The organism is Bacillus sp. JJ1127 (genome assembly GCF_036965845.1).
GTDB lineage: Bacteria > Bacillota > Bacilli > Bacillales > Bacillaceae_G > Bacillus_A.
The window spans coordinates 434-1,039 of the sequence record NZ_JBALQK010000450.1; the positions used below are offsets into that span (position 1 = coordinate 434).

The 606-nt window shown below is 30.0% G+C and carries 2 protein-coding genes; both read left to right on the top strand.

Going from position 1 to position 606, the window contains the following annotated elements; genetic code table 11:
• A partial coding sequence (locus tag V7183_RS25780; protein WP_335361313.1) for a hypothetical protein occupies positions 1-271 on the top strand: 271 nt, incomplete at its 5' end.
• A partial coding sequence (locus V7183_RS25785; RefSeq protein WP_335361314.1) for an ABC-three component system middle component 1 occupies positions 268-606 on the top strand: 339 nt, incomplete at its 3' end. The genes V7183_RS25780 and V7183_RS25785, both read left to right, overlap by 4 nt.

A 606-nucleotide genomic window follows, 5' to 3' on the forward strand; every position in this document is an offset into this window, starting at 1 on the left:
TCCAAATAGAACAAAGAGATTAGCGGAACGAATTTTAGGGAATTCTAATAGCCAGCCACTTCACGAAATTGACGTAATGATAACAAAACATATTAATCTGCCAAGATTACTGGATGAACATTTCTATAAAAACATACCAGATCCAGAAAAATCAGATTCGCCTTCACAGCCACAAATTGCTGATTTAGAAGAACACCATAAAAGGATTACAAAAATAAAGAAAATCCGATTGGTAGATATAGAAAAGGCAAAAGAGGAGCTAAATGAATGAAAGAAATTATTAAGAATATATTTATTGATAATAAGTTTGATATTATTTCACTTAACCAATATGAAAATACCTTTTTAGCAGCTAATTATAGGGAAGAATGTATAAATTTCTATCTCGTAGTTTTTCTAGAAAATATCCCTACCGATTTTCTAGAAAACCAAGTCTCAGAACTTTATTATACAATCAAGGGTCTAGAAAAAGGCTACGATGAAAGAATGGATAAGAACCTTTCTATGCTAATATGCTTGCACAACAAACAAGATTTAGAAGATAAACAATTAATGAAAAGTGTATTTGACGTTGAAGAAGATCCGTATTTTTTCAAGAAATATGTT